1 protein-coding gene is annotated in these 1,312 nt (G+C 63.8%); it reads left to right on the forward strand.

Translation table 11 applies throughout. From position 1 onward, the window contains the following. The first annotated feature begins 8 nt into the window (after positions 1-8). Positions 9-1,262, forward strand: coding sequence for an APC family permease (locus tag LQV45_RS33150; protein ID WP_230011948.1), 1,254 nt, complete (start codon positions 9-11; stop codon positions 1,260-1,262). Positions 1,263-1,312 lie beyond the last annotated feature (50 nt).

Below are 1,312 nucleotides of genomic sequence, written 5' to 3' on the forward strand. Positions count from 1 at the left end.
CCTCCCTCGTGTCGGCCGAGCTGGCCTCCGGATGGAAGGGCGGCATCTACAACTGGGTATCGTCCGGAATCTCCAAACCGATGGGCTTCCTGGCGGTCTGGTGCCAGTTCGCGATGACGATTTTCTACTATCCAACCCTGCTGGGATTCGTCGCGAGCACGCTCGCCTACGTCTTCAACCCGGCGCTGGCCAGCAGCGGCGTGTGGACGGCCTTGGTGATCGTGGTGTTCTACTGGGCCGGCGTGTACGTCTCATCCCGCGGCACGAAGGGTGTGGCGGGCCTGGCCAGCGGTGGCCTGATCATCGGCACCCTGATCCCGGGCGCCCTGCTAGTCATCCTGGGTGTGGTCTTCCTCGGCCAGGGCAATCCGTCCGCCGCTCCGATGACCGCGGCGAATTTCTTCCCCGAATGGGCCGGGCTGGCCAGCCTGGTGCTGATCGTGAATAACTTCCTGTCCTACAGCGGCATGGAGATGAACGCTGTGCACGTGTCCTCGCTGAAGGATCCGGGTAAGGAGTATCCGAAGTCGATGTTCCTGGCCATGGGACTGGTACTGCTGATCTTCATCCTGCCGGCGCTGGCGATCAGTTGGATCGTTCCGGCCGATGAACTCTCCCTCACAGCCGGTGTCATGCAGGCCTTTGACGCGGTGCTGGCCTCCTTCAACCTCCAGGCGCTGACACCGATCCTCGGGATCATGCTGGTTGCCGCCTCCCTCGGCGGCATGCTGACCTGGCTGGCCGGTCCGTCCAAGGGCCTGCTGCTGATCTCGCGTGAGGAAGGATACCTCCCGCCGTTCCTGCAGAAGCTGAACAAGAACGGCATCCAGCAGAACCTCCTGGTGGTCCAGGGGCTCGTCACCACCGTGATCGCGCTTGGCTACGCGCTGATCCCGGATGTTTCCAGCGCGTACTGGATCTTCTCGGTGATCACCACGCAGGTCTACCTGATCATGTACCTGCTGATGTTCGTGGCCGCTGTCCGGCTGCGCCGCAACGACCCGGACCACGCGCGTGGCTTCCGGGCGCCAATGCTGGTTGGGCTCTGCGGCGTCGGTTTTACCGCCTCCCTGGCCGCCCTGCTCGTCGGGTTCGTCCCGCCTTCGCAGTTTGGCAACGGCGATCCGGCCGTCTATTTCCTGATCGTCGCCGGCGGCGCGCTGGGACTGGGCCTGCTCGTGCCGTTTCTCTTTTACAGGTTCCGCAAACCCTCGTGGAAGCTGCCGGAGCAAGACGCTCGGACGGAGGCACCTAGGTCATGAGCACGCATCAGGAGTCCTCGACCAGGCGCAGCCGCTCGGTCGTTGACATA

This window comes from Microbacterium sp. Bi128 (assembly GCF_918698205.1).